This is a genomic window from Lysinibacillus sp. HST-98 (assembly GCF_016757845.1).
GTDB classification, from domain to species: Bacteria; Bacillota; Bacilli; order Bacillales_A; family Planococcaceae; genus Lysinibacillus; species Lysinibacillus capsici.
This window is the reverse complement of record NZ_JAENHX010000013.1, coordinates 71,214-89,708: the sequence shown is the minus strand read 5'-3', so window position 1 is coordinate 89,708 and position 18,495 is coordinate 71,214. Positions and strand designations below refer to the sequence as shown.

13 protein-coding genes and 2 pseudogenes are annotated in these 18,495 nt (G+C 33.3%); 3 read left to right on the top strand and 12 right to left on the bottom strand.

Going from position 1 to position 18,495, the window contains the following annotated elements:
* Positions 1–8: 8 nt before the first annotated feature.
* The 3 genes from JIN86_RS21715 to JIN86_RS21705 all read right to left on the bottom strand — a co-directional run bounded on the left by JIN86_RS21715 (position 9) and on the right by JIN86_RS21705 (position 3,852).
* Positions 9–1,718: an ABC transporter permease gene (locus JIN86_RS21715; RefSeq protein ID WP_202342853.1), complete on the bottom strand. Its 1,710-nt coding sequence runs from the start codon at positions 1,716–1,718 to the stop codon at positions 9–11.
* A 17-nt stretch (positions 1,719–1,735) separates the two neighbouring features.
* The gene (locus tag JIN86_RS21710; RefSeq protein WP_202342852.1) at positions 1,736–2,731 is read right to left on the bottom strand and encodes an ABC transporter ATP-binding protein; all 996 of its coding nucleotides are present in this window, start codon (positions 2,729–2,731) and stop codon (positions 1,736–1,738) included.
* A gap of 65 nt (positions 2,732–2,796) precedes the next feature.
* Complete coding sequence (locus JIN86_RS21705) at positions 2,797–3,852, bottom strand: extracellular solute-binding protein (RefSeq protein WP_202342851.1); 1,056 nt, start codon at positions 3,850–3,852, stop codon at positions 2,797–2,799.
* Between the two features lie 855 nt (positions 3,853–4,707).
* Between JIN86_RS21705 and JIN86_RS21700 the strand changes: the two are divergent.
* Positions 4,708–5,064, top strand: a pseudogene (locus JIN86_RS21700) (AraC family transcriptional regulator); the annotation flags it as partial.
* Positions 5,065–5,418: 354 nt separating this feature from the next.
* Here JIN86_RS21700 and JIN86_RS21695 read toward each other — a convergent pair.
* From JIN86_RS21695 to JIN86_RS21660, 8 genes are all read right to left on the bottom strand, one after another.
* Positions 5,419–5,682, bottom strand: coding sequence for a hypothetical protein (locus JIN86_RS21695; protein WP_202342850.1), 264 nt, complete (start codon positions 5,680–5,682; stop codon positions 5,419–5,421).
* Between the two features lie 68 nt (positions 5,683–5,750).
* Complete coding sequence (locus JIN86_RS23890; protein WP_202342849.1) at positions 5,751–6,113, bottom strand: methyl-accepting chemotaxis protein; 363 nt, start codon at positions 6,111–6,113, stop codon at positions 5,751–5,753.
* 341 nt (positions 6,114–6,454) lie between these two features.
* Positions 6,455–8,140: a methyl-accepting chemotaxis protein gene (locus tag JIN86_RS21685; protein WP_202342848.1), complete on the bottom strand. Its 1,686-nt coding sequence runs from the start codon at positions 8,138–8,140 to the stop codon at positions 6,455–6,457.
* Between the two features lie 658 nt (positions 8,141–8,798).
* Positions 8,799–8,984 (bottom strand): hypothetical protein, encoded by a 186-nt coding sequence (locus JIN86_RS21680; protein WP_202342847.1) that lies wholly within the window; start codon positions 8,982–8,984, stop codon positions 8,799–8,801.
* Between the two features lie 573 nt (positions 8,985–9,557).
* Positions 9,558–11,222: a sensor histidine kinase gene (locus JIN86_RS21675; RefSeq protein ID WP_202342846.1), complete on the bottom strand. Its 1,665-nt coding sequence runs from the start codon at positions 11,220–11,222 to the stop codon at positions 9,558–9,560.
* 131 nt (positions 11,223–11,353) lie between these two features.
* On the bottom strand, positions 11,354–12,037 hold the full coding sequence (locus JIN86_RS21670; RefSeq protein WP_202342845.1) for a response regulator transcription factor: 684 nt from the start codon (positions 12,035–12,037) through the stop codon (positions 11,354–11,356).
* A gap of 273 nt (positions 12,038–12,310) precedes the next feature.
* Positions 12,311–13,843: a hypothetical protein gene (locus JIN86_RS21665; RefSeq protein ID WP_202342844.1), complete on the bottom strand. Its 1,533-nt coding sequence runs from the start codon at positions 13,841–13,843 to the stop codon at positions 12,311–12,313.
* A gap of 23 nt (positions 13,844–13,866) precedes the next feature.
* Positions 13,867–15,801: an ABC transporter ATP-binding protein/permease gene (locus JIN86_RS21660; RefSeq protein WP_202342843.1), complete on the bottom strand. Its 1,935-nt coding sequence runs from the start codon at positions 15,799–15,801 to the stop codon at positions 13,867–13,869.
* A 589-nt stretch (positions 15,802–16,390) separates the two neighbouring features.
* Here JIN86_RS21660 and JIN86_RS21655 point away from each other — a divergent pair.
* Positions 16,391–16,789: a hypothetical protein gene (locus JIN86_RS21655; RefSeq protein WP_202342842.1), complete on the top strand. Its 399-nt coding sequence runs from the start codon at positions 16,391–16,393 to the stop codon at positions 16,787–16,789.
* 558 nt (positions 16,790–17,347) lie between these two features.
* Here JIN86_RS21655 and JIN86_RS21650 read toward each other — a convergent pair.
* Positions 17,348–17,707 (bottom strand): annotated as a pseudogene (locus tag JIN86_RS21650) (CatA-like O-acetyltransferase).
* Between the two features lie 214 nt (positions 17,708–17,921).
* On the opposite strand from JIN86_RS21650, the gene JIN86_RS21645 reads away from it, so the two are divergent.
* Positions 17,922–18,365, top strand: a complete 444-nt coding sequence (locus JIN86_RS21645; protein ID WP_202342841.1) for a GNAT family N-acetyltransferase — start codon at positions 17,922–17,924, stop codon at positions 18,363–18,365.
* Positions 18,366–18,495 lie beyond the last annotated feature (130 nt).

The following is an 18,495-nucleotide window of genomic DNA, read 5'->3' as shown; positions in this document are numbered from 1 at the left end:
TCTTTTCTTTACTTTTTATCTTTCAATAACCAGCCATAGACAATTGAAACTGTAACAGCAGCAATGGCCATTAATAGTGTTGAATATACATAAACAAGTGCTTGAGTATCTCCAACTGCTTCACTCATTGTATTTCTTTGAATCAACAAGCCCAAAGGTTCTTTTAAAGGATGCGACAAAAAGGCTGCTAAATTGTAGTCTGATAGCAATGAGTTAAAGTTAAGTACCAATAGTGCTAATATTGTAGGCAATAATATAGGTAGCACTACTCTTCTAAACGTGTAAAAACTACTTGCCCCAAGTGATTTTGCTGCATTTTCAAAATCATTATCTACTGTTTGATAAGCAGCTCTTAGTAACCTAGAAGTTAATGGTATTAAAATTATGATATATGCCAAAATTAGTAATACATTGCTACCTATCAGGACTTGGTTCCCAATAATAAGCTGTGGTGTAGCATAAGTAATTAATAAGCCGATGGCAATTAATGTAGATGGAAGCATCCAAGGAATTAAAAAAGCATACTCAATAATATTTGTAAGCCAGTTATTGTATTTTCTACTTAGTGAAATACCAATGAGAACAATGATCGTTACACAAATAGCGGCTATAATTGAAAACTCCACACTATTAAGGAAAGGTATAATTTTTTCAAAATCGCTAAATACCATTCTATAATTATCTAATGTAAAGGATGATAGAGAAAACTGTACGTTGTGAATAGCCTCTGCATCTGTAAAAGAAAAAATAACGATTAAAACTACGGGGAAAATATAAACTAAAAACAATATATACGCTGCAATATGAACTATAATATTTAAAAATTTATTTTGAATTTTTTGCTTAACATAGCCCGCTTTTGTTTTTGATATAGAGAAGTAGGTACCACCCTTTTCCAAACGTGTGAAAAAGACTAATAATGTCACGGCTGCTAATCCTAAAATTAAAGAGAGAATCAGGGCTAATCCCTGAGACGCAGGAATTTTATTAAGCTGTAAAATAAGTGGAGCAATGGTTTGAAAATCTCTACCGCCAAGCATTAAAGGTGCAGCAAAAGCACTTAAACCTCCTAAAAATTGTAGAATCGTAATAGCAAATACTGTAGGCATTACGATAGGCAACACAACTCTTCTTATGGTATAAAATGGGGATGCCCCCATTTGCTTAGCTGCCTCAACAGTAAAGTTATCTATAGACTTGACTGCACTGCTTAAAAACATCATATGCTGAGTAGTAGTCGAAACTGTCATCACAAATAAGACAGCCCAAAATCCTTCAAACCATGTTGGATCTAAATTAGGAAAGAACCTCATAAAAAAGCTAGTAATGATACCATTTTCTCCATAAATCATTAAATAGCCTGATACTAAAATAATGCCGCCATAGATAAAGGTCGTCATATAACCTATTTTTAAAATCTTTGAACCTTTAATTTCAAAATATTCTGTTACTAAAACAATGAAAATACCTACAATATTGGTTGTAATGGCTAAAGAAACCGCTAAAATAAAGCTATTTTTTAAGCTATTCATAGCTATTGGAGATTCTAATAGCTTATTTATAATATCTAAGGAAAAGCCAGATTCTGTTTTAAAGGTTGAAAAAACCATTTGGATATTTGGGTAAAAAAGAAAAGCTATCACAAACCAAAATATAAACAAATAAATAAGGATATTAAGAATCTTAACCTTATTAAAACGAATGCTAAAAGCTTGCATTTTGACACTCCTTTCTCCTAGATATATATAAAATCATCCTTACAGACATACAAAGTAATCTCATTTCCCACGTCCCACGTTGCAATAGTTTCTACATTACGTATTACTTTTTCGCCAGTTACTTTGAACTTATATTGCTGATATAAACCGAAATAATCTGATTTATAAACTTTAGCCTGAACAGCAATCGCATCTTTTCGAAACTGTGTATATACGTGATTTAATCGAATAAAACATCTACTTGCATGATTTGGCCATTCGATATAAGGAAATAGCAACTGAAACTCCTCTTTAGAAAATTCATTAATTTCACCAATAAAATTAGCGACAAAGGCTGTGCTAGGATTATTAAAAACCTCTTTTGGTGTTCCAATTTGTTCAAGATTACCATTGTTAAAAACAGCGATTCGATCAGACATCGTCAATGCTTCTTCTTGATCATGCGTAACATAGAGTGTTGTAATACCGAATTTTCTTTGTAACTCCTTTAATTCTAGGCGTAGTTGTTGACGCAATCTAGCATCTAAATTAGAAAGAGGTTCATCTAAACACAAGATTTTGGGCTTTAGAACAAGCGCTCTTGCAATTGCCACGCGCTGTTGCTGTCCACCAGATAATTCTGATGCATTTCGTTGAAGTTGTTCTTCGCTTAAATCCACCATTTTTGCTGTCTCTAAAACACGTTCTTTTATCTCCTCTTTTGATATTTTTTTTACACGAAGTCCAAAAGCAATATTTTCAAAAACGTTCATTGTTGGAAAAATGGCATATGATTGAAATACGATACTAATCCCCCGTTTCTCCACTGGTAACATAGTAACGTCTTTGCCATCAACTATGATTTGACCTTTTGAAGGCTGGACAAAGCCCGTGATAGTTCTTAATAAACTTGTTTTTCCACAGCCTGATGGGCCGAGCAAAGTGAAAAACTCACCTTCTTTGATGTTAAAACTCAATTTCTTCATAGCTATGAAATTTTTATAAGCAATTTCGATACCCTTTAATTCAATCATTAAAATAGCCTCCACAATGAAAAGAAATTTGTATGTGCGAGATTGCTCGCACATACGACAATCCTTTATTTTGCATATTCTAGTAGTATTTTTTCTCGCCAAGAATCAATGTTTTTATAAATATAATCCCAGTCTAGCTCTTGTACTTTCGATTGTTCCAATAAATTTTTAACTTCTCCCCCAATTTCATTTAATGCTTCCACATTTGCTGGTGCTTGACCTGTTTTTTCACCCCAAACTACTTGAACTTCCTTAGATCCCCACCAATCAACAAACTCTTTTGCATTGGCGATGCGTGCCTCGTCTTTCGAATCAACTATACCAATTAATGCTGGTAAGAAAGGTGTCCCAGCTGCAGGTGTCATAGCTGCCAATGGAATATCACGGTCGCGAGCTGCTGCAAGCATCCCTCCTCCCCAAAGAGTACCTCCTGCTAAATCACTTTTAAGTGCCTCCTGCCAGTCCTTAGGCTCTGGTCGAACAGCGTTTTCATATAAACCTTTGATTAACTTCCAACCTTCATCAGATACTCCAAGCTCACCGTTTTTATCCTGATGGTCAACTAGCATTGATGAAAATGCTACCGTACCCGTTGTACCAGCTACTCCAAAAAGATAAAACTTATCTTTATATTCAGGTGCCGTTAAATCAGCCCACTCTTTAGGTATAGGAGGCTGATTAGCGCCACCAAGCGCATTTTTATTGTAAGCAAAGTGAATTGTGTCAATTGCCCACGGCCAATAAAATTGCTCTGAGCTTGCTAAGCTTGGATCCACACTACTAGACCAGCTAGGCTTATGTGTAGCTAAAATACCTTTTTCAACAAGCGCTAAATATTCTAATGGTGACCCACCTAAAACTACATCAGCAAGTGGCTTGTTCTTCTCTGCAATTAGGCGATCTCTCATATCTCCGCCTCCAGCTTGCACAAATTCAACTTCGAACTCAAAATTTTGTTTTTCGACTAGCTCTTTAAATACAGCCTCTCGATCTCCCGATACTTGGTTAGTATAAACAATTAATTTTGAAGCCTCATCTTTACTTGCCGCTGACTCTCCACAGGCCGAAACAATAAGAAGTGTAGAAAGTAGCATCAAAAACCAACTGAATTTTTTAATCATGTTAACCCTCCTTTTTTAGTAAACTAAGATAAACAAACCTCTTAGTTAAGTGATATAATAACTCAAAAAAATGTTACTTTTCAATAGAAAATAAGCAATTTTACAATTCATTAAATAACGTTTACAAATCTTAAACAAAGAATACATCAATGATAGATACAATATAAATAGTAATAAAACAGTATTATAAAGTTATAATAAATAAAAACTATAAGCTCAAACTTATAAAATAAGGTAAAATACATCCTAATATTTCACTAAAAATACAGTGAAATAACAACAATAATAACCTCCTCACAACTGAATAAATTTGCTTTAGCCATTAATGAATCCGTATTTACTAAACACCAACAAAAGATACTTTTAATTACATAAAACGAATGCAGAACTCTTTGTTTCTGAATCAAGCCAACTGCATGACCGATTTTATGAGTACATTCTCTTTCTGCAATTGCCGCTATTTGGTCTGATGATAACCTATTGTCAGTCAATACCATTTACTCTTCATAAGCGGATACTATTGGTAATTAAAAATATTGTATTTAATGAACGTCGATGTACCCATAGAATTTCAATCCATCACGTTTTCTCTTTATCTTTATAAATACCATATGGATTCGTCAAATCTGCCAATTACTGTTTGAACCGATTTCGTAGCACTTATACATTGTTCTTAAAGTTTAAATTGCCTACAAATATCCATTAATTGCAGCTTTACAATAAAGATTGGTTTACTAAATTCTTTCATCCTTTATGGAGCGAATGCAAAAACGCCATTTTGAAAATGGATAAATCAAAATGGCGTTAATTTTTTCTAAATATGAATTAAATAAGTCTTATGAACTTAAGGCTAATCAATTTGTTGGAAAACGTATTCGACTCTCTTGTTTCATCCGTACGGAAGAGGTCGATACTTACGCTGGGATGTGGATGCGAGTAGACAACACAACAGAAGATGTTCTTCAATTTGATAATATGAGTAATCGCCCCATTAAAGGCACAACAAAGTGGAACCATTACTCCATTATTTTAGATGTTCCCACCCAAAGTGCTGTTATTTCGTTTGGTATCATGCTGTGTGGACAAGGAACTATATGGGCAGATCAATTCACTTTTGAAGAAGTAAATAAAAATATTCCAACAACTAATTTAGATGTGCATGATGAACTGCTGGACGAGCTAGTAAATTTATCGTTTGACGAAGAAATATAATTTAAGAGATGGTGATAACATGGCTAATTCCGGTAAAAAGGCTACTGGGGTAGTATTAAGTATTATCGTTATACTTATAATTATGTCTGTAAAGTTTGCAGGAATTAATACGTTAGTACAATACTTAACGTTTTAGTGAATATACGCCTAACTACACCGCAAACGTGCGCATTTCTTTAATAAAGAGATGCCTATTTTTCATTAAAGGGCTATATTGAGTCAATCCGAAGAGTCAACTTACTAAATAGATTAAATGCATCGAAACATTTGATTCGATGCATTTTTTTATATCTAATTTGTAAACTGGTTATCTTTTGAAGTAGTTTTAGAGCATGTCATACCATCGCTATCATGTTATAAGGTATATTTGTGCATTAAAGAAATTAAATCACGATTTAATTCCGTCAGTGTTTCAGCAGGATTAGCAACATCAGCAATTGCTTTAATGTGCTCATCTATGGAAGATGCAATTTCCTGTACTGAAGCAGCCGTCTGTTCTGATACACTGGACGCACTTTCGATTCCTTCACTAATCAACTTATTATAGGATGTCATAACGTCCATTTCTTTATTTATTGCTAATATCGATTCTACTATTTGTTTAACAGAATCAGACATCTGATTGAATTTGCTTTGTGTTAGAACGACATCATCATTTAACTTTTTAGTAGTCTCCATTGTTACTTCTACAGTTTCAACTGTTTTAGTAGTTTCTGAAACAATGGATAAATCGACTCCTTGTACTTGATGAGTAGCATTTTTGATTGTTCCGCTAGTTTCCTTATTTCATCGGCAACAACTAAAAATCCTATACCATACTCACCTGCTCTTACTGCTTCAATACTCGCATTTAAAGCTAGTAAATTTGTCTGTTCTGCGATTGTTTCCATTACCTGATTAATTTGATTTATTTTACTATTTAAATTTTTCATTTCATGACTGACTTCTTGGTATGCTGCTAATGAATCCGTATTTGATTTTTGTAATTGGTGAACTATTTCAATTCCATCGGATGATATTTTTTCTGCATGTTTTGTAATGTCGTACATAACTTTACTTTGTATTTCCGTGGTATCTATAAAAAAGATAATATTTCTACTGTTTGGTTTATCTTGATTCTTCTGTTAAGTTCATCGGTAGGAGCTCCACCTATTTTAGAAGGGTGGAGTTGCAACACTAAATTCTCATCAAAAGCTAATATATAACCATTTTCTTCCTGGATACTAGTAAACATTAAGGGATTGCTCATTAAGCCATTTCATTTAAGGTATATTCTCTATTTTAAACAGGCAGAAAATCCTCATCTCCTTTAAATGGAAATGAGGATTTCTTTTTAATAGAAAAGGATGATTTTTTCATAAAGCAACTAATGTTGGATTTAATCCTTTAATTATATTTTAAATTTATTAATTTCTTCTTGCACTGTCATTGCACCATCACTTAACGATTTAGCTACAGCATTGATTTCTTGAATCGTTGCTGTTTGTTCTTCTACGGCTGCAGCAATCATTTCGGATTGTTCTGCGGCAGTAGTTGCAGTAGAAGCCATTTCACTTACTGAAGCGGCAACTTCTTCAGTACTTGCCGAAATTTCTTCAGTGGAAGCAGAAACCTCTTCAATTTGAGAAGTAATTTCTTGAATGGCCTTCATAATAGTATCAAATGATACTTGGGCATTTTGGATAAAGGTAACACCTTCTTCGACATTTTGCACAGTGACACTCACTGCCTTTTCAACTGCATTTGTTTCTTGTTGAATAGATGTTGTTAGGTCAACAATTTGATGAGCAGAAGCTTTTGATTCTTCTGCAAGCTTCCGAACTTCATCAGCAACGACTGCAAAACCTTTTCCATGCTCACCAGCACGTGCCGCTTCGATAGCTGCATTAAGGGCAAGGAGATTTGTTTGCTCCGTAATATCAGTAATAACTTTTATAATTTTTTCTATCTCTATTGATTGTGCACTTAACTGTTTAATGCGCTCATTTGTCTCATGAGAAGATTGTTGAATAACAGCCATTTGGTTTTCAGCGGTCTGTAATGTTTTTCCGCCCTCATTTGCAATCACTTGTGTGTCTAATGCCTTTGAGTTAAGTAGCTGTGTTGCTTCTGCGATTCGTTGTATCCCATGGGCAGTTTCATCCATTGCCGTCGCACTTTCTCGTCCCGTCATAGCGGATTGATTAGCACCCTCTGATGTTACCCCTATTCGATTGGCTACTTCATTGGATGAGATAGCTACTTGATCTGTACTGGCTGCTAATTGTTCAGCAGCGGCCGTTGTTTGCTCTACATTTGCAGCAACATTATTAATAATTGAATGTAATTTCCTTTTCATTTCATTAAATGAATCAGCTAATACTCCAATTTCATCGTTTGTTTTCACATTTATATCTTCTCCGCTTAAATCACCCTCAGCAATAACTTTTGCAGTAGCATTTAGTTTATTAATAGGTACAGTAATTAAACGAGTAATAAATACTGAAATGAGAAGAGCAAGAATTGTGGTTACGATAGCAATACCTAAAATGATTAGTGAACTATTATTTGCAATTTTAGTTGCTTCTGTGTTCGCCTTTTCCATCAGCTCCTTTTGATAAACAGAAATTTTGTTCACTGCAAGTTGAATACCTTCGTTTGCAGGGCGCACCAATACCGGTATTTTTTCAATAGAAGCTTGAACATCTTCCTTGTTATATGTATTGATAATATCTTGCACACCCTGATTAAATTTTTCTTGATTTTCTTTTATACTTTGAAGTTGTTTTTGCATTTCAGGATTTTTTATTATTTTTTCTAGTTCTGCAGTTTTATCTTCGATTAGTTCTTCCTGTTCTTGCAGGTTTTTAATTGTTTCTTCACTTGGATCAAGTATGTAAGAACGAATGTAAAGACCTTGTAAAGAAGATGCGTTTAATATAGCATCGACTTGTAAAAGTTTATAGACTCTGTCTTCTATAGTAAATGTATATTTGTTATCAACACTACTTAATTGGACAAATGCAATGGCAGAACTAACTAGTAAAAATAAAATAATACTACCAAACCCTAAGTAAATTTTCTTTTTAATTGACATAAATCTAAACCTCCCGTATTTTGAAACACCTTTCTTTTTTAAAAAAGCATATTAGAATAATAATATAATAAAGCATTAACCACCTTTTAAACTAGCTAATCATTTAATGATAAAGCATTTTAATTCATCTAGTTATATAAAGTATGTCTTTTATTCCTCCCGCCCTTCTATAAAAGCAAGTAATCTCATCCTTAATCCAGTACCATGTAATTCCACAACTATTTAGCCTGTTCAAACATTTTGTATAATAGCTTAATAATAAAGGTACTGCAGGAATCACCCCTGATACAGTAACGAATTTTTCTGGAAGTCCACAACATACTCAGAGTCATTAATTAATTAATCTAATTTAAATTTTTAAGGTTCACTTTGCATTTTAAATAAGGCATCTAGGTCAATGGTGAATTATACAAAATCCCCTCAATTATTGTACTAAATCAATAAAATAATGTGGGAAAATATACATATTACAAGTTAAATCACACTTAAAAGAATTAATATATAATAAATAGTTTTATAATAAAAAGCTTTCTGTTCTATATCTAACTATACTGTCACATTTTTTTCAAAATTACAGAATGCTTTTTTAATTTTCCCTCCCTCTTGATATCTTATTAATGTACAGGTTCAGATTTTTTCAACAAATATTTAGCTGTTGTCACTCCAACCACTTCCTCTCCAATTCTGCGTACTTTTTTAGCACCTCCATTTGTTGCTTTAAATAACGGTTTTCCAATGCTAATGTCATTTGTTCATTGTCCGGTTCAGGACCTTTATTAAAGATATATTGTTTGCCTACAGGTTGTTTCAAACGATTGACTTCGCCATTTCTATACCAACACACCCATGTTTCGACCTGTGTTTTAATGGCGTATATTTAATTCCAATAGAATCTGTTTGACAGGTACACCCACTAACCGCATCTCAATCGCTTTCATTTTACCTTTATAGGGATAACTCACTCTTGTTCCTATAGAAAAAACACCTCCAAATTGTAATTTAAGTATCTATACCCGAATTTCAATTGAAGATGCTTTTTTTATTTATCTTTACCTATTGGTTGGGGTCAGTTCCCCAAGTACATTTTGATTTATATATATTACAACTTTACAGGGAGAGTCGAACATAATATCCTTGGCCGGTTAGTAAGCCCTTGATATAGCTGGGTTCTAGGCTATCGAATCGTGCGAGTAGTGGCCACGTGTCTAGTTATAATTATTCACGCACTTGTATAGGAAAGTAGTTAATCAATGAAAGTGTAGAAGCTCAGACTAGCAAAAATGTACATTGTTATTTCGACATTTACAATCGCGTGACAAATGTTTAGAGGGGATATTCCAAAAGTTCACAAATGGCTTTTAGAGCATCCCCTTTTATTTATCTTCATTCAACAGACATAGAGGAAAACAGCTGGTGATTAGTAGTCCAGGTAATCTGTACTAACCGCTTTCAAGTCAAAGTAAAATTCGACACCATTTTTAGTGTTATTTACGCCAAAGCTACTATGATGACGTTCCAGTATTTGTTTTACAATAGCTAAACCTAAGCCTGAACCCCCAAATTCTTTGCTTCTTGATTTTTCTACTCTGTAAAATGGATTCCATATTAGTTCCATTTCTTTATAAGGAATGAATGTATTCTCATTTTCAATTTTGAACATATATTTGTTTAAACTCTCTAGATAAATAATTTTGATGTTGATACAGTTTTGTTTTGGTGTATATTTTACAGCATTTATAAATAAGTTGGTGATGACTTGTTCAATTCTTTTTATATCCCCACTTACAAAAGCTTCGTCATCAATTTCAAACAGAATCTGCAATTCTTTTTCGTCAGCCATTACTTTGAATTTATCGAACACCTTTAAGAAGGTATGCCATAAGTCAAAAGTGCTCTCAATAAGCTGATATGTAGGTGACTCCAGTCTCGAAATATCAAGCATTTCTTGCACCATTTCTGTCATTCGGTCAACTTCATCCAAAATAACATCACAAAATTTTAAGTCATTTTGGTCGTAAATCCCATTTTTTATACCTTTAATATATCCGTTTATTACAGTTAAAGGGGTCTTTAATTCGTGAGATATATTAGCAACAAACTCTTTTTCTTTTTTCTTCAACTTCAACTGTAATTCATAATCTTGTGCAAGTTTTTCATTGGCATGGACTAATTCCCTAATTTTCTGTTCTAGGTTTGTAGAAATTTTGTTCAATGCTTCGCCCATTTGCCCTAGCTCGTCTTTGGAATGGACAGGATATTTTTCGCTGAAATTTTGATTTGCAATCTGATTCGCGATAGTGCTCATTTTAACTAGAGGCTTGGATAATGTCTTTGAAAAAATAATTGCTATTAAAATAACAATTATCATTGTGAAAACAAATAAAATAATATAGTACTGATTTAAATTTCCAATAACCTCATCCACAGATTGAAGTGAAGTGACAGCGAATATTACTAAATCTGTTCCTCCCACATTTTCAGTTAACACTAAATTATTAATGTCTGTCTGTGTATCCCGTACCGTATATATTTGATTTGGAGATACTCGTTCTTCTTTTCTATTCATCATGACAAGCATTTCTTGAATGAGGACATTTTTTTGTGCTATGAAGGATTTACTTTCAGTTGGTTTCGAAATCACTTTTCCTTCAATTGCAATAGGCTTAGGCTGCTGATTTATTATGTCATTATCATCTATAGTGAATCTTTCAAAAAATATCGAGGATATCTCGGGTGGCACTAAGACTTGGGTACCAATTTTGATTTTATTCGGGAGAACTAAGGATTCCTTATCATCCAATAAAAGCCCGTCTATGGTTATGATGTCTTCTTCATTTATTTCTTTATAGTCGATGGCTAGTAAATCATCTATGATATTATACTTCTTGTTGTCCTTCGTTTTGACCACAAATTGTGTGTAGTTATTGTTTAGTGACGATCCGTAATGAGGCTGAAGTTGATCATCGATAACCGAAATGATAGCATTATTACTCTCTGATATTTCGGAAATGTACTGGTTAATAGCGTCAGTTGGCTCATGATTATTCATCTTTGATTGAATTGTTCGAGCAAACTCTTCCATATTTTGTTTCTTCTTATGGATATAATACGGTTCGAAATAAATCGATTGAAAGACGATTTGGATTATAAATATAGAGGTAAATAATAAGATATGAAATAAAAAAAGCTTATAGGCAATTCCTCTTTTTCGCATTATTCCACCTCAAATTTATAGCCTAAACCAAATACGGTTTTAATTAAGTAGGCTTTATGCTGTAGGTTTTTTCTAAGTTTTTTGACTTGCGCATCAACTACTCTTGCACTTCCGAAATAATCATATCCCCATACTTCATTTAATATTTGATCTCTTGACAAGACAATATGCTTGTTTTCCATCAAATATAGTAAAAGATCAAATTGTTTTGGCTCTAATTCAATGGACGTGTTATCTATCCATACTTCACGTGTAAGTTTGTTAATCGTGACTCCTTTTAGTGTCAAGGTTTCTTTATCTTTTTCTTCTTTTTTAACAGTATAGATTCTATCGAGAAGAACTTTAGATTTAGCTACTAGAATCTCAGGATTAAACGGCTTAGTCATATAATCGTCCACTTTAAATTCATAGCCCATCAACTGATCTTCTACTTCTGAACGTGCTGTCAGCATGATGATAGGAATGTCTGATTTTTTTCTAATTCTTCTGCACACGGAGAATCCATCGATCTCTGGTAGCATGATGTCAAGAATAATTAAATCGACTGATTCTTCTTCAAACATTTGCAGACCAACCTTACCATCCGTCGCAATTAGGATTTTGTATTCGTTCATGGTAAAATAGTCAGCTATTATATTAGCAATTTTTATTTCATCTTCTATAATTAAAATCGTTCGCTTCATTAATTATCTCCTCAATCAATAAAGTGTAACTATAATCAGTGGAGATTACTTAACCCTCTCTCATTAGTAATCTTCACTAATCGGCTTTTACGAACAGTAAATACTCCCAGCTAATTTCTTTGCATCGCTGAATATTGAGGTCTGAGTCTTGTACCTGACGCTTCGGTTTCACTACAAATAAATTACTACCCGTTAATACGGGATAAAGCAGGCATCTTCATAGTAGATTTATTTACCGTACGAAGAAGGATGCCTGCTAAATATATGGATACGTTAGTTCACCAATAGTTGATACTCTCCGTCTTTTTCTACATACTTGGCATCAAAAATTAATAAATCATCTCTTTGAATCGTAAGTAGTTTATCCTGAGAGAACTCGATATCTTTTTTAGGAATAAATACAATCGTGTAACCCATTATCATTGTTGGATTCATCTTCTCTAGATTTTCCAAACCTTCCAAACCTTCCATAGGAGCTTCTATGAAAATAGATTTCATTTTATTAAGTTTAATTCGAGTATCTGGAAGGAGAATTTCTCTAGTCGCTGTCTGTATTTCTGCCGGAATCTCTTTATACTGATATTCTACAATCATATCCTCATACATAACTGAAGAGTTTTGGATTGTCACAGGGATTCTGACTGCTACATATTTGTCATCCTTTTGTTTGGATGCTATATCATCTATATAAGATTTTAGCTTACTATTATAAGAATTGTAATAATCAGCGTTAGCTTTTTTAATATTTTGATGACCTTCAGCTTTTTTGCTACCGAATTGAGAATTTAATAATCCTAAAGGAGAAGCTGTTAATATTGTTTTGTCATTAAGGTTCAAGTCAACTGCAGATGCAATTGCTAAAGCTCCAATATCATAAAATTCTTGACCCTTCATTAAGAGTACTTTTTCTTGCTCTTGATCAGCTGGAATAAAGTTATCTATGATACTTTGTGCAGTCAACTCATTTATTTCTTCTGTAGTTGCGTCTGGATGTTTAATCATCTGATATGCTTTTGCGTCTAGATAGGTAGCCATTCCTTCAATGTTATCGAAGCCATCCTGCTGCTTATTCTTTTGGTTGCTATTTAGATATAATTCATAAAAATATACTGCTTTTTGAAGCTGATTTATTTTTTCATCTTTGTCCTTGCCAATAGCCTCCTTCAGGTACTGGTACATTTCATTTCGGTAATATCTACTGTCAGTATCTTCAGGATATGTTTCAGCTCTTGTACCAAGTCCTTCCACAGAATTTCCAGACTGTAGTAGAATATGAATCCCTTCATGCACAATAAACTTAAACACACGTTCGTATGTTTTCTCACCTGCGTCAGAATACAAGTCTGACGCAAAATCAAGGTTAAATGCATAGGTAGGATGATCGTTAAATGTTGTTAATTGGAAGGGGGTGACTAACAATTGTGTATCCTTAATGGAATCCGTACTGTATTCAATCACCTCGTCTTTAGTTCCAATATCGGTCTTCTGGTTGTTAATCAAATAGGCCATTTTATTTGAAGGATTTAATAATAATATTTGCTTATCATCATTATTAAACGATGGCCATAGCTTGCTTGCATCGTCTATCAAAATCTTTTTAATATCTTTCACTAATTCAGGCGTTATTTCTCTAATTTTTTTACTATTTTCAATCGGGTTGCTGTCCATTGAATCTTCGTTCGTCTTCTGGGATTCTTCAACCTTTTTGTTTTCAGGTTTTTCGGTTGTTTCCTGATTATTGTTGTTGCATGCCGTTAATATGGTTATGATCAAAATCATGAGCATTAAACGTACTGTTTTTAACATAATTATCATCCTTTTTTTAATAATTAATCCTGTTTAAGCAGTTGAATCGGATTTAACTTTGCTGCTTGGTTAGCTGGAATCATACATGCCAATACATTAATAACGATGCCAAATCCTATAGTTAACAGTATTGTAAATACATCTATTTGTAACAGCTCGAAATGAATTTTAGCTTCTAGTGCACGATTTAAAATAACCTGAACCACAATGCCTAGCACTGTACCATTGATAGAAGCCATGCCACCCAACAAAATCGCTTCTGAAAAGAAGATCCAACGAACTTCTTTGTTCCTGCCGCCAATTGCTTTGAACAAACCGATTTCTTTTCTTCGCTCTAAAACACTGATATAAAGAATAATTCCTACCATAATAGAGGAGATTAAGAGAATTAGCATAGAAACTCCCGTAATAGCAAGCTGTATATTTTTAAATGTTTTAGTTAACTCTTTCAATACATTTTCAGGTGTTGTAATGGTATAGCTTTGTTTAAACTGGTTGACAACTGATTTGATTGAACTTTTATTATCCACATACACTTCATAGTTGTTGGTCGTTATTTCTGAGTCTTTTCCGATAAATCTTGAACGTTTAACTACTTCTGTATGGAAATCATAGGGAATATAAGAATATTCTTTTCCAATAAAAGATTGTTCCGTAATGGCAGAAATCTTCAGCTTTTGCGTGTCCCATCTAGAGGGATAGCTTGTAATTTCGTCCATAGACAGAAATTTAATAGTTATCTCTTTACCGATTAATTCTTCCAAATTGCCGCCTTCCTTCAGCATTTTTTTGGCTGTGCTTTCTGACAAGGCTATTCCGTGCTTCTCATCGTTTGGAAGTTGACCATACAATACCTTCGGCGAGGCGTAATCGTTTCTATTTTTTTCTTTATGTAAAGACTTAACATCAAAACTGATGATATCTGGCTTTTTCTCGATTCTTGCCGATAGTTCGAATTCAGGCTGCACTAATTTGATATGCTCATTTTTCTTGAGTTCATAATAATCGGAACTAACCATATAATCTTGTTCTTTTTTAAAATTTAATTTTTTACTATCTATTACTTTATCAGATGAATACTGTATATAGTTGTCTATTCCACTCCCGAACGCCAGAGCCAGTAAAAATCCACATATCCCGATAGAAATACCTATGGATACAAGGAAATAGCGCCACCTTTTTTCCTTAATCCTGTGATAAGAAAGTCTAAATGCCGATTTCAGTTGAAAAGAACGTTTCCGGGGTTCTTCTGTAATCTCCATATGAACAGAATCCTGAGTACATTGTTTCCTATCCTCGATAATTTCTCCGTCTTTAACTCGAACGATTCTTGAAGCTTGCTCAGCAACCGCCTCATCATGGGTGACTACAACGACCAAGTGGCCTTGCTCAGAAATACTTTTCAATAAATCAATTATCTCTTTAGAAGTATGGGAATCTAAGGCACCCGTAGGTTCATCCGCTAAGATGATGTTTGGCGACTTAACTAATGCTCTTGCAATCGCGACTCTTTGTTGCTGTCCTCCTGACAATTCATTAGCTTTTTGGTGAATCGCTTTTTCCAGACCAACTTCTTGAAGGGCTTGTACACATTTTTGGTAAGCTTCCTTTTTCTCATACGAGCTCATAGCCAAAGCCAATTCAACATTTTCCAATACTGTCAGGTGAGGAATTAGGTGAAAATGTTGAAATACAAATCCTACGTTATCTTTCCTGTAATCAGAATACTGATAATCGTTAAACGTCGACATAGGCATTTCATTTATGTACACCTCTCCAGAATCGGGTTTATCCAGACCCCCAAGTGTGTTGAGAAGTGTGGACTTTCCAGAGCCCGAAGCCCCTACAATCGCTACAAACTCACCGTTATCTAATATTAAATTTACCTTTTTCAATGCTGGAATTGGTGTTGATTTATCAGGATAATAGGTTTTACTAACATTTCTAATTTCTATCATTGAACCACCCCTTCTTTTAGTTGTTATCTATTAAGATAATGGGTGGTTATGATTACCTTATGAATTCCTTATGACTTTTTTGTGACTATTGGAGGAAGGTTATCAAGCAGAAAAGATATCCCATAACTCCGTAGTAACTGGAATGCCAAGAAAGCGCAGGATTTTCACCTCAGAATCATCAGCTAATACGGTACTCAATTCAATAAGTTTAAAATTGGCATTTACATTGTCATATATTTTAGGTCCCTCCTCTTGAAGAATTACTGATTTTTAAATTACGAAAGGAATGAGAAAAATAACAATTATAAAAAAAAAGGTTAGTGTATTCAGTTCTTCAGTTATTATTACTATAGTTGGTGGTTATGGGGATATTAAGTAGGATTCTAAGCTGCATTGTTTAATACTTTATGGTCTCCATATTTCACAATCGGGCGTTTTTCCGAGAAACTATGAAGTGTCCATCTTGTTAAAGACTATATTGTTGAGGAAAGACATTGGGTAATAGAATTTCTCTGTATAAAGTATATGAATGGACAGACTCATTGTATCAAGATTTCTCATACACTTTTTAAAGAAGAAAATGGCGGTTATGCAACAGGAAAACTTTGAAAATTTTATATTATTTAATGTAGAAAATCCAAATGAAACTTATTCTTTTCCAATGACCTTAAAAATGAAATTATTAAAAGAAGCTCTGAAGAAGTGGCGGTTAGCATCTAATTTGATGAATAAGAAAAAACAGGCAGGGAATAAGGGAAATAAGTATTATGCTGAGCAACAGGTTAAACTATTTATAAATAATAACATGGTTGGCAGCATTTCTATTTATCTCCTATATGTTGCAATTTTATATGGAAATAGCAGGCATATCACTTCGAGTGAATATATTTCACTCGGTATTAACTTGATTATCATTTTTATTACTAGCATTTTTATGTACCTAATTTACACATTATCTCTTAAAAAATTTATACGGTTATTGGTCTAAAATCATTTCAGTGTGAATGGCGATAGTCCATGATACGGGAACCTATGCGGGCATAATTCTCTAGCAAGGAGGCCAGTTGTATATCAGCATCTCAAGAAAAGGCTTAATGCCCGCTACTCCATAAATTGAATAGAGCTTAGAAGAGTAGCGTATTCGTATAGAATATAAACAAAAGCATTTTACCTGGTTTTTGTGAAGTTGTCTTCATTTTCATATAATAATCTGCTTGTGTAATCATTTGGTTATCCATAATCGTGCTTTATGTTGAATGTGGTCTGGTAACTTCTTTTAACAAAAGAAGACGATTATTTTTGTATAACAAAATGGAAAGAGATTTCATTGCCAAAGTAGTTTTAATTACAGAAATGCGCTAGTTCATCTGATTAATAAAAAAGGTTGAGTTTTAAAAATAAACATCTAAGTAGGTTTATTTTGTTTAATTGTCTCCCCTTAGACATCCATAAAGCAGAAAATCAGCGCTACAATACAAAGAATGAAAGATTAATATGTTCTTTCATGGAGATCAATAGAAAATAAACTGGTTATTAGTCACAACTACTAGTGCTCACGTATATACAACCATTCACCAATAGTATCTGCTAACTGCTGTAACTCATTTAAGAATATACTGGAATGATATCCATCGCAAACTGAATGATGTACTTGCAATGATAAAGGTAAAAATATTTTATTTTCTTGTTCAAAATACCTACCGCTAGTGATTATTGGAAATAAATACCTTCCGTCATTAAAAATATTTAGGTAATCCCTGTAAAACTAACCAGGATAAAACTTGATGTTCTTTTTTCGTAACTGTTGTAATAGCTGTGTGATGTCTATATTTGCAGTAATACTAAATGTACATGTTGTATGATTTAAAAAATGCTCAAAATAAGGTTTTCTATCCCATATCAATATTAATTAAATTAAATTAAATTTCATTTATTTACCTCCTCCAATAGTTAAAGTCAAACCCTCTTAAATCATTTTTAGGTAACAGTTCTTTACTTAATGTTTTTAATCTGCATAAATATATCGAAACCCCAATCAGAAAAGAAATGAATATCCTTTTAAATATTGCTATAATTATAGCAATATTTAAGTTTTCAAACAAAGTATGGAGGTATTTAGAATGATTAGATTAGAGAAAGTGACCCCTGATAACTACCAAGAAGTTTTTGGTTTAGAACTTGTAGGAGAACAGCAAAATTTTGTTTCGTCAAATATAAAATCACTTGCACAAGCATGGGTATTTTACGATAGGGCCCAACCCTATGCTATTTATAGTGATGATACAATTGTAGGATTTATAATGTTTGACTATAGAATAGAAAATAGGAAAGTAGAAATTTGGCGTTTTATGTTAGGGAGTGCATATCAAGGAAAAGGCTATGGTAAGGAAGCGTTAAATAAAGCTATAGAATTTTTGAAGCAAGAAAACTTATTCGACTATATCCAAATAAATTATGTTGAAGAAAATCTAGTAGCAAAAAAACTTTATCAAAAAGTTGGTTTTTCAGAAACCGGAGAAATGGAAGGAAACGAAGTTGTTATGAAGCTTTCATTAGTTCAATAATGCTTCAAAATTCAATGAAATCCATAAAATCTCTTATCTCCATTTAATGTAATTATATCAACAGTGAATATTATCCTTATTTATTCAAAAGCAACAATCTTTAAGACAACAGCCTTAGACTAAGCACAAA

What these genes read in the sequence shown, in the direction of transcription:
- JIN86_RS21665 (WP_202342844.1), bottom strand. Translation starts at nt 13,843, where the DNA reads ATGTTAAAAACAGTACGTTTAATGCTCATGATTTTGATCATAACCATA.
- JIN86_RS21645 (WP_202342841.1), top strand. Translation starts at nt 17,922, where the DNA reads ATGATTAGATTAGAGAAAGTGACCCCTGATAACTACCAAGAAGTTTTT.
- JIN86_RS21670 (WP_202342845.1), bottom strand. Translation starts at nt 12,037, where the DNA reads ATGAAGCGAACGATTTTAATTATAGAAGATGAAATAAAAATTGCTAAT.
- JIN86_RS21685 (WP_202342848.1), bottom strand. Translation starts at nt 8,140, where the DNA reads ATGTCAATTAAAAAGAAAATTTACTTAGGGTTTGGTAGTATTATTTTA.
- JIN86_RS23890 (WP_202342849.1), bottom strand. Translation starts at nt 6,113, where the DNA reads ATGTACGACATTACAAAACATGCAGAAAAAATATCATCCGATGGAATT.
- JIN86_RS21710 (WP_202342852.1), bottom strand. Translation starts at nt 2,731, where the DNA reads ATGATTGAATTAAAGGGTATCGAAATTGCTTATAAAAATTTCATAGCT.
- JIN86_RS21705 (WP_202342851.1), bottom strand. Translation starts at nt 3,852, where the DNA reads ATGATTAAAAAATTCAGTTGGTTTTTGATGCTACTTTCTACACTTCTT.
- JIN86_RS21660 (WP_202342843.1), bottom strand. Translation starts at nt 15,801, where the DNA reads ATGATAGAAATTAGAAATGTTAGTAAAACCTATTATCCTGATAAATCA.
- JIN86_RS21695 (WP_202342850.1), bottom strand. Translation starts at nt 5,682, where the DNA reads ATGTCTGATTCTGTTAAACAAATAGTAGAATCGATATTAGCAATAAAT.
- JIN86_RS21715 (WP_202342853.1), bottom strand. Translation starts at nt 1,718, where the DNA reads ATGCAAGCTTTTAGCATTCGTTTTAATAAGGTTAAGATTCTTAATATC.
- JIN86_RS21675 (WP_202342846.1), bottom strand. Translation starts at nt 11,222, where the DNA reads ATGGAAGAGTTTGCTCGAACAATTCAATCAAAGATGAATAATCATGAG.
- JIN86_RS21655 (WP_202342842.1), top strand. Translation starts at nt 16,391, where the DNA reads ATGCAACAGGAAAACTTTGAAAATTTTATATTATTTAATGTAGAAAAT.